This window comes from Dietzia sp. DQ11-44 (assembly GCF_014145205.1).
Lineage (GTDB): Bacteria > Actinomycetota > Actinomycetes > Mycobacteriales > Mycobacteriaceae > Dietzia > Dietzia natronolimnaea.
The window spans coordinates 1-8,888 of sequence record NZ_JAALEC010000160.1; the positions used below are offsets into that span (position 1 = coordinate 1).

Genomic DNA, 8,888 nt, shown 5'->3' on the forward strand with positions numbered 1-8,888 from the left:
TCCGCCTCGGACTCACCGGCTGGCCGCGCTCGGCGGAGGAGTCCATCGTGGCGCGCGACGCGATCCTGGCCCGGGACGCCGGCGCGCGGGTCCACATCTGCCACGCCTCCACCACGGGCACGGTCGAGCTGCTGAAGTGGGCGAAGGCGCAGGGGATCTCGATCACCGCGGAGGTCACCCCCCACCACCTGCTCCTCGACGACACGAGGCTCGAGACGTACGACGGGGTCTACCGGGTCAACCCGCCACTGCGCGAAGCCCACGACACCCTCGCCCTGCGTGACGCGCTCGTCTCGGGGGTGATCGACTGCGTCGCCACCGACCACGCCCCCCACGCCGCCCAGGAGAAGTGCTGCGAGTTCGCGGCCGCCCGCCCGGGCATGCTCGGGTTGGAGACGGCGTTGCCCATCGTGGCGGCCCTCCTGGTCGAGTCGGGGGAGATGAGCTGGCGCGATCTGGCCCGCGTCATGAGCACGCGGCCCGCCGAGATCGCCGGTCTCACCGACCAGGGGCGCCCGATCGAGGTCGGGGAGCCCGCCAACCTCGCCGTCGTCGATCCCGACTCCCCGTGGACCGTCGTCGGGGAGGAACTCGCAAGTCTGTCCGCCAACACCCCCTACCAGGGGATGACGTTCGCCGCCCGGGTCGTGGGCACCGTATACCGGGGCCGCATGACCAGCCGCGACGGAGAGGTACTCGCATGACACAGGACGTCTGGACCCTGGTGGGCGTGATCGTCGTCTTCCTCGGCCTGCTCGGGTTGATGGCATGGGGCTGGCGAAATCGCAGCCGATCCCAGGCCGGCCTCTTCGACACGCTGCCGGAGGTTCCCGCCGAGACCGGTGACGTGGTGCTGGGACCGCTGACCGGCGTGTACATCGGCAGCACCGTGGCGGGTGACTGGCAGGCGAGGATCGCCCGGGCACCGCTCGGCCACCGCTCGGCCGCCACCCTCACCGCGTTCACCGGTGGACTCCGGCTCGACCTCGCCGACGCCACGGTGTGGATCCCCCGCGCCGACCTGGTGGACGTGCGACGCGCCTCCGCCCTCGCCAACAAGACCGTGCCCGGCGGCGGGATCCTCGTCGCCCGATGGCAGGTCGACGGCCACGACGGCCCCACCCTGATCGACTCCGGCTTCCGGGCCGACGACAAGGACTCGTACCCCCGCTGGGAGGCCCTGCGCGGCGACGCCGCACCGCCCACCCGGCCGGACACCCCCCGCTCCACCACCGAGGAGAACAAGTGACACCGCACAACGGAACCACCGTCGCACCAGGGGGCCGCGCGCCCGCCGCCCTCGTCCTCGAGGACGGCCGCATCCACCGCGGCACGGCGTTCGGGGCGACCGGGACCACCCTCGGGGAGGCCGTCTTCACCACGGGGATGTCGGGGTACCAGGAGACCCTCACCGACCCGTCCTACCACCGGCAGATCGTCGTCAGCACCGCTCCGCAGATCGGCAACACCGGGTGGAACGACGAGGACGGTGAGTCGCTGCTCGACGGCCGGAACGGCGGCGGTCGGATCTGGGTGTCGGGTCTGGTGATCCGGGACCTGTCACGCCGCGCCTCCAACCACCGGTCCGAGCGCACGCTCGAGGACGAGATGCTCGCCCAGGGCATCGTGGGGATCGCCGGGGTGGACACCCGGGCGGTCGTCCGCCACATCCGGGATCTCGGGGCGATGAAGGCCGGCATCTTCTCGGGTGAGGACCTGGTGGACGACGAGTCGATGCTCGCGACCGTCCGGGCCCAGGAACCCATGGCCGGCGCGTCACTGGCCGAGGCCGTCTCGACCGACACCGCCTACGTCGTGGAGCCCGAGGGGCGGGCACGCCATTCCGTGGCGGCGCTCGACCTGGGCATCAAGACCAACACCCCCCGCATGCTCACCGCACGCGGCGTGCGGGTCCACGTGCTCCCGTCGGACGCGACCCTGCAGGACGTGCTCGACCTCGACGTGGACGGGGTGTTCCTGTCCAACGGCCCCGGGGACCCGGCCACCGCCGACGCCGCCGTGCACCTGACCAAAGAGGTCCTGAGCCAGGGGATCCCGTTCTTCGGGATCTGCTTCGGCAACCAGATCCTGGGCAGGGCGCTCGGGCTCGAGACCTACAAGATGAGGTTCGGCCACCGCGGGATCAACATCCCGGTGGTCGAGAAGGCGACCGGGAGGGTCGCCATCACCTCCCAGAACCACGGGTTCGCGCTCCGCGCCCCGGAGACCGAGACCTGGGAGACACCCTGGGGTACCGCCACCGTCACGCACGTGTGCGCGAACGACGGGACCGTCGAGGGGGTCGCCCTCACCGACGGTTCCGCCTTCTCCGTCCAGTACCACCCCGAGGCCGCGGCGGGTCCCCGTGACGCCGCCGACCTCTTCGACCGCTTCGTCAGCCTGCTCGACTCAGCAACCGGTGACGCCGCCGACAACGGTTCCGCAGACTCCAGAAAGGGCTCGAACTGATGCCCCGCCGCACAGACATCAACCACGTCCTCGTGATCGGTTCCGGCCCGATCGTCATCGGTCAGGCCTGTGAGTTCGACTACTCCGGCACCCAGGCGTGCCGGGTGCTCCGCGCCGAGGGACTGCGCGTGACGCTGGTCAACTCCAACCCGGCCACGATCATGACCGACCCCGAGTTCGCCGACAGCACCTACGTCGAGCCGATCACGCCCGAGTACATCGACAAGATCTTCGTCAAGGAGGCGGCGGACGGACACCCCGTCGACGCCGTCCTCGCCACGCTGGGCGGCCAGACGGCGCTCAACGCCGCCATGCAACTCGACGCGCAGGGGATCCTGACCAAGCACGGCGTGGAGCTGATCGGCGCCGACATCCCCGCGATCAACCGCGGTGAGGACCGTCAGACCTTCAAGGACATCGTCGCCAGCGTCGGCGGCGACTCGGCACGCAGCGCCGTCTGCCACACCATGGACGAGGTCCACGCGACCGTCTCCGAACTGGGTCTGCCCGTCGTGGTCCGGCCGTCGTTCACCATGGGCGGGCTCGGCTCCGGCCTGGCCTACACCACCGAGGACCTCGAGCGGATCGCCGGCGGCGGGTTGTCCGCCTCGCCCACCGCGAACGTCCTCATCGAGGAATCGATCCTCGGGTGGAAGGAGTATGAGCTGGAGCTCATGCGCGACAACAAGGACAACGTCGTGGTGGTGTGCTCGATCGAGAACGTCGACGCGCTGGGCGTCCACACCGGCGACTCGGTCACCGTCGCCCCGTCGATGACGCTGACGGACCGCGAGTACCAGGACATGCGCGACCTCGGCATCGCGATCATCCGCGAAGTCGGCGTGGACACGGGCGGTTGCAACATCCAGTTCGCCATCAACCCCGTCGACGGTCGCCTCGTGGTGATCGAGATGAACCCACGCGTCTCACGGTCCTCGGCGCTGGCGTCCAAGGCCACCGGGTTCCCCATCGCCAAGATCGCCGCCCGGCTCGCCATCGGCTACTCGCTCGACGAGATCACCAACGACATCACCGGCGAGACCCCGGCGTGCTTCGAACCGACCCTGGACTACGTGGTGGTCAAGGCCCCCCGCTTCGCGTTCGAGAAGTTCCCGGGTGCCGACGACACGCTCACCACCACCATGAAGTCGGTGGGCGAGGCGATGAGCCTGGGCCGCAACTATCGCGAGGCACTGGGCAAGGTGATGCGCTCGCTGGAGACCAAGGCGGCCGGCTTCTGGACCCTGCCCGACGAGACGATCGCGCCCGGACGGTCGACCGACGTCGACGCCGTCCTCGCGGACCTCGTGCGCCCGACCGAGGGCCGGATGTACGACGTCGAGTTGGCGCTCCGCCTCGGCGCGACCGTGGAACAGGTCCACGAGGCCTCGGGGATCGACCCGTGGTTCCTCGAGGAGGTCGCCGCGCTGGTCGAGCTCCGTCAGGAGATCGTCGACGCACCGGTGGTCGACGAGGCGCTGCTGCGCCGCGCGAAGCACAACGGCCTGTCCGACGCCCAGATCGCGGCTCTGCGGCCCGAGTTCGCGGGCGCCGAGGGCGTCCGGCGTCTGCGTCACCGGCTCGGCGTGCGGCCCGTCTACAAGACCGTCGACACCTGCGCCGCGGAGTTCGAGGCCAAGACCCCGTACCACTACTCGACCTACGAACTCGACCCCGCGGCCGAGTCCGAGGTCGCCGCCCAGACGGAGCGCGAGAAGGTCATCATCCTGGGCTCCGGACCCAACCGGATCGGGCAGGGCATCGAGTTCGACTACTCGTGCGTCCACGCCGCGCTCACGTTGTCCGAGGCCGGGTACGAGACCGTGATGGTCAACTGCAACCCGGAGACCGTCTCGACCGACTACGACACGGCGGACCGTCTGTACTTCGAGCCGCTGACGTTCGAGGACGTCATGGAGGTCTACCACGCCGAGTCCGGGTCGGGAACCGTCGCTGGAGTCCTCGTCCAGCTCGGCGGCCAGACCCCGCTCGGCCTGGCGGCACAGCTGGAGGAGGCCGGCGTCCCGATCGTGGGGACCAGCCCGTCGGCCATCGACCTCGCTGAGGACCGGCGCGAGTTCGGCGAGGTCCTGGTGAGGGCCGGTCTGCCCGCACCCGCGTTCGGGACGGCCATCAACGCCACGGAGGCCACGGAGATCGCGGCGCGCATCGGCTACCCCGTGCTCGTCCGACCCTCGTACGTGCTGGGCGGGCGGGGGATGGAGATCGTGTACGACGAGTCGTCGCTGCGGTCGTACATCGAGCGCGCCACCGAGATCAGCCCGGACCGCCCGGTCCTGGTCGACCGCTTCCTCGACGACGCGGTCGAGATCGACGTCGACGTGTTGTGCGACGGCACCGAGGTCTACCTGGGTGGCGTCATGGAGCACATCGAGGAGGCCGGCATCCACTCCGGGGACTCCGCGTGCGCCCTCCCGCCCATCACCCTGGGGCAGGACGACATCGACCGCGTCCGCCGCTCCAGTGAGGCACTGGCGTTCGGCATCGGCGTCAAGGGACTGATGAACGTCCAGTACGCGATCAAGGACGACGTCCTGTACGTGCTCGAGGCGAACCCCCGCGCCAGCCGCACCGTGCCGTTCGTCTCCAAGGCGACCGGCGTGCACCTCGCCAAGGCGTGTGCCCGCATCATGATGGGTGAGACGATCGCCGAGCTCAAGGCCGAGGGGCTCCTCCCGTCCGACCGGGACGGCGGTTCGCTCCCGGCGGACGCGCCGGTCGCCGTCAAGGAGGCGGTCCTCCCGTTCAACCGTTTCCGCACCCCCGAGGGCAACCCCGTCGACTCGCTGCTCAGCCCGGAGATGAAGTCGACCGGTGAGGTCATGGGCATCGGCCCCAACTTCGCCGTCGCCTTCGCCAAGGGCCAACTCGCGGCCGAGGGCGTCCTCCCGACGTCCGGGACCGTGTTCGTCTCGGTCGCGAACCGGGACAAGCGGTCCATGGTGTTCCCGGCACAGCGCCTCGCAGCGCTCGGGTTCACGGTCCTGGCCACCGAGGGCACCGCGCTCATGCTCCGGCGCTACGGGATCGCGTGCGAGACCGTGGCGAAGCTGACCGAGGCCGGGGGAGGGCCGGTCGATGAGCAGGGCGACCCGGTCCGGACGATCGTCGACCGGATCAACGCCGACGAGGTCGACCTGATCCTCAACATCGCCTCGTCCACCGGGGGGACCCGCGCCGACGGGCACGAGATCCGCTCGGCCGCTATCACCCGGAGGGTCCCGTGTATCACCACCGTCCAGGGCGCGACGGCGGCGGTGCACGGCATCGAGGCCATCCGGCGCGGTGACGTCACGGTGAGCCCCCTCCAGGAGTTGCACAGCGGGTTCGCCGCCCGATGACCGGGGGCGCACCCCGAGACCCGTTCGGTGCGCGGCTGCGGTCCGCCGTCTCCGCACGCGGGAACCTCTGCGTGGGGATCGATCCCCACCCGGCGCTCCTCGAGTCCTGGGGGCTGGGAGTGGACGCCGCCGGGGTCCGCGAGTTCGCCCGCCGGTCCCTGGAGGCGTTCGGGGATCTCGTGCCGGCGGTCAAGCCCCAGGTGGCGTTCTTCGAGGAGCACGGTTCCGCGGGCTTCGCGGTCCTCGAGGAGGTCCTGACGTCGATCGCCGAGTCGGGAGCGCTGTCGATCGCGGACGCCAAGCGAGGGGACATCGGATCCACCATGGCCGGGTACGCCCGGGCCTGGTTGGCCGCGGACTCACCACTGGCCTGCGACGCCCTGACCGTGTCCCCGTACCTGGGGGTGGGCTCGCTCGAGGCCGCCTTCGACACCGCATCGGCGAACAACCGCGGGCTGTTCGTGTTGGCCCGCACCTCCAACCCTGAGGCGGGGGGCCTGCAGGCTGCCACCGGACCCTCCGGAACGGTCGCGCAGTCGGTCGTGGACGAGGTGGGCCACCGGAACGCCGCATCGGGGCCCTGCACGCCGGGCCCGTTCGGTGTCGTCGTGGGCGCGACGGTCGCCGACCCGCCCCGACTGGACGGTCTCCGCGGCCCGGTCCTCATGCCGGGAGTGGGGGAGCAGGGGGGGACGCTCGCGGACGTCCGGAGGATCGCCGGGCCCGCGTTGGCCCACACCCTCGTCAACGTCTCCCGGCACGTCCTGCGGTCGGGCCCGGACGTCGGGGCGATGCGTGCGGTGGTCCGCGATCTGGCCCGTACCTACCGTTTCGTCGGGTCCGCCTGAGCGGTCCGGCACCCCGGCGGAGTGCTGGCGTCACACGGGACGGCTGGCGTCACAGGGGCCACGTCGCCGGGAGCAGACGCCGTGACCCGGTCGCCCCATTTAGGGCGGTTCGGTTCGCGGGAGCACGCGACCGGCGTTAGTCTTCTCCTCACCTCACACGTCAATCCGCAGTTCAGGCGGGGTGCCACGCCGGGCCCCGCGCGACGACGAGGCCATTCGGCCGCGTACTGTTGCTGAGGTCATCAGGCCCGACGCCGTGCCGGTCTCCCGCGAGGGGGGGCGGAATCGCCCGGGTACGGTGAGCACGAGGGAGCGCCCGCTCCCGGCACGAGCCGCAGCCCGCGGACGCGCCGGGGTCGGTCACCGCACACCACACGTGGATGTCCTACGGTGGACACCCGCGTGAGTCATGAGACACACACGAACGAGACGGAGGAATTGTGGCCCTTCCCCAGTTGACCGATGAGCAGCGTGCAGCTGCTCTGGAGAAGGCGGCTGCCGCCCGTCGCGCCCGGGCTGAGCTCAAGGAGCGCCTGAAGCGTGGTGGCACCGACCTCAAGCAGGTGCTCAAGGATGCCGAGAGCGACGAGATCCTCGGCAAGATGAAGGTCTCGGCGCTGCTCGAGGCCCTGCCCAAGGTCGGTAAGGTCAAGGCTCAGGAGATCATGACCGAGCTGGAGATCGCACCGACGCGTCGCCTGCGTGGTCTCGGAGACCGCCAGCGCCGCGCACTGCTCGAGCGGTTCGACTTCACGGTCGACTGATCGACGCATGAACACACCGTCATCCGGGGTCTCGTCCCCGGAAGCGACGGCGAAGAGGGGCCGGCTGATCGTCTTGGCCGGCCCCTCCGCCGTCGGCAAGTCAACCGTCGTGGCACGGCTGCGTGACCGCGTGCCGGACCTCTACTTCAGCGTCTCCATGACCACCCGGGACCCGCGTCCCGGGGAGGTCGACGGGCGCGACTACCACTTCGTCAGCACCGAGGAGTTCCGCGAGGCCGTCAACCAGGGGCGGATGCTCGAGTGGGCCGAGATCCACCGGGGCCTCCAGCTCTCGGGCACCCCGGCCGACCCGGTCCGCCGCGCCCTCGAGGAGGGCCGGCCGGTCCTCATCGAGGTCGACCTCGCCGGCGTCCGGCAGATCCGTGAGTCCATCCCCGAAGGACGTACCGTGTTCCTGTCCCCGCCGTCGTGGGAGGAACTCGAGCTCCGTCTCCGCGGCCGGGGTACCGAGCCGCACGAGGTCGTCACCCGCAGGCTCGAGACGGCGAAGGTCGAGATGGACGCCCGCGGGGAGTTCGACGAGGTCGTCGTCAACGACGAACTCGAGGTCGCGGTCGACGAGTTGGTATCATTGCTGGTCGGCCAAGACTGACGCCGAATCCGACGCGAGAGCACCACCCCAGGCCAGAGCACCACCCAGGCTGTACCCAGAGGAGAACCCATAGTGGCCACCATCGAAGCCGCAGCGGCAGCCCCGTTGTACGACACCCCGATCGGCATCACCAACCCCCCGATCGACGAGCTCCTCGAGCGGGCGTCCTCCAAGTACGCCCTGGTGATCTTCGCCGCCAAGCGCGCCCGGCAGATCAACTCGTACTACAACCAGATCGAGGAGGGCATCCTCGAGTACGTCGGTCCCCTGGTCGACCCCGGTCTGCATGAGAAGCCGCTGACGATCGCGCTGCGCGAGCTCCATTCCGACCTGCTCGACTGCGCCGAGGGAGAGTGACCCACTCCGGGGGCGACGTGCGGCGCACGCGCGTCGTCGTCGGGGTCGGCGGCGGAATCGCCGCCTATAAGGCCTGTGGCCTGATCAGGCTCCTCACGGAGTCCGGGTGCCACGTCGACGTGGTCCCCACCGAGGCGGCCCTGCGGTTCGTCGGGTCCGCCACCTTCGAGGCACTGTCGGGGAACCCGGTCTCCACCGGGGTGTTCTCGGACGTGCCGTCGGTCCGCCACGTCGCCATCGGGCAGCGGGCGGACCTCGTCGTGGTCGCCCCCGCGACGGCCGATCTGCTCGCGCGGGTCGCCTCCGGGCGCGCGGACGACCTGCTCACCTCCACTCTTCTGACCGCGCGGTGCCCCGTGCTGCTCGCGCCGGCGATGCACACCGAGATGTGGGAGCACCCGGCGACGAGGCGCAACGTCGACACCCTCCGGGGCGACGGCGTGCACGTCATGCCGCCCGCATCCGGGAGACTCAC

9 protein-coding genes are annotated in these 8,888 nt (G+C 70.5%); all 9 read left to right on the forward strand.

What is annotated here, in order from left to right; all coding sequences use genetic code 11:
• On the forward strand, positions 1 to 704 hold a 704-nt coding region (locus G6018_RS04975), incomplete at its 5' end, for a dihydroorotase (protein WP_182638952.1).
• The gene (locus G6018_RS04980; protein ID WP_182609398.1) at positions 701 to 1,249 is read left to right on the forward strand and encodes a hypothetical protein; all 549 of its coding nucleotides are present in this window, start codon (positions 701 to 703) and stop codon (positions 1,247 to 1,249) included. The genes G6018_RS04975 and G6018_RS04980, both read left to right, overlap by 4 nt.
• The gene (gene carA, locus G6018_RS04985; RefSeq protein ID WP_182638955.1) at positions 1,246 to 2,469 is read left to right on the forward strand and encodes a glutamine-hydrolyzing carbamoyl-phosphate synthase small subunit; all 1,224 of its coding nucleotides are present in this window, start codon (positions 1,246 to 1,248) and stop codon (positions 2,467 to 2,469) included. Before G6018_RS04980 ends, carA begins: the two co-directional genes overlap by 4 nt.
• On the forward strand, positions 2,469 to 5,831 hold the full coding sequence (gene carB, locus G6018_RS04990) for a carbamoyl-phosphate synthase large subunit (RefSeq protein ID WP_182638956.1): 3,363 nt from the start codon (positions 2,469 to 2,471) through the stop codon (positions 5,829 to 5,831). The genes carA and carB overlap by 1 nt, the downstream gene beginning before the upstream one ends.
• Positions 5,828 to 6,679 carry an orotidine-5'-phosphate decarboxylase gene (pyrF, locus tag G6018_RS04995; RefSeq protein WP_182638959.1) on the forward strand — a complete coding sequence of 284 codons (852 nt, stop codon included), beginning with the start codon at positions 5,828 to 5,830 and terminating at the stop codon, positions 6,677 to 6,679. The genes carB and pyrF overlap by 4 nt, the downstream gene beginning before the upstream one ends.
• 440 nt (positions 6,680 to 7,119) lie before the next feature.
• Positions 7,120 to 7,443 carry an integration host factor, actinobacterial type gene (gene mihF / locus G6018_RS05000; RefSeq protein ID WP_007631925.1) on the forward strand — a complete coding sequence of 108 codons (324 nt, stop codon included), beginning with the start codon at positions 7,120 to 7,122 and terminating at the stop codon, positions 7,441 to 7,443.
• Positions 7,444 to 7,450: 7 nt separating this feature from the next.
• On the forward strand, positions 7,451 to 8,056 hold the full coding sequence (gene gmk, locus G6018_RS05005; protein ID WP_179525347.1) for a guanylate kinase: 606 nt from the start codon (positions 7,451 to 7,453) through the stop codon (positions 8,054 to 8,056).
• Positions 8,057 to 8,128: 72 nt separating this feature from the next.
• Positions 8,129 to 8,413, forward strand: a complete 285-nt coding sequence (rpoZ, locus tag G6018_RS05010; RefSeq protein ID WP_107747549.1) for a DNA-directed RNA polymerase subunit omega — start codon at positions 8,129 to 8,131, stop codon at positions 8,411 to 8,413.
• Positions 8,410 to 8,888 (forward strand): flavoprotein (locus G6018_RS05015; RefSeq protein WP_347237800.1); only part of this gene is annotated, 479 nt, incomplete at its 3' end. The genes rpoZ and G6018_RS05015, both read left to right, overlap by 4 nt.

Bases quoted from the DNA above. Each gene is read 5' to 3' on its own strand.
- G6018_RS04980 (WP_182609398.1), top strand. From the start codon at position 701: ATGACACAGGACGTCTGGACCCTGGTGGGCGTGATCGTCGTCTTCCTC.
- carB (WP_182638956.1), top strand. From the start codon at position 2,469: ATGCCCCGCCGCACAGACATCAACCACGTCCTCGTGATCGGTTCCGGC.
- pyrF (WP_182638959.1), top strand. From the start codon at position 5,828: ATGACCGGGGGCGCACCCCGAGACCCGTTCGGTGCGCGGCTGCGGTCC.
- gmk (WP_179525347.1), top strand. From the start codon at position 7,451: ATGAACACACCGTCATCCGGGGTCTCGTCCCCGGAAGCGACGGCGAAG.